Origin of the sequence: Catenulispora pinisilvae, assembly GCF_015356865.1 — a bacterium.
Classification (GTDB): domain Bacteria; phylum Actinomycetota; class Actinomycetes; order Streptomycetales; family Catenulisporaceae; genus Catenulispora; species Catenulispora pinisilvae.
Genome location: NZ_JAAFZA010000663.1, coordinates 1 through 257, shown reverse-complemented (window position 1 = coordinate 257; position 257 = coordinate 1). Strand labels below are relative to the sequence as shown.

General features: G+C 61.9%; 1 protein-coding gene. It reads right to left on the bottom strand.

The features are described from left to right. Positions 1-57: 57 nt before the first annotated feature. The coding region (locus IZR01_RS52000) for a hypothetical protein (RefSeq protein ID WP_228561499.1) at positions 58-257 on the bottom strand (200 nt) is incomplete at its 5' end.

Here is a 257-nt window from a genome sequence, read left to right as displayed (position 1 = left end):
GGGGAACGAACCGCACCACCTCACAAACCGCCGCCGCAGGGCCCTGACCCGACCACCCTATGGAACCGCGCCAGTTCCCCGAGGGAGCCAAGAGCCCCCGCCGGAGGCGCCGGGCTCTTCATCACAGTTTTTGACCTTGCCGTTGACCTTGATCTGGCTGTTGATCTGATTCTTGATCTGGTTCTTGTTCCAACTTGCCGGAGTTGAAGAGGCCTGAGATGCGCCGGGGTTGTGAACACCGGAACCGGCAGCCGACA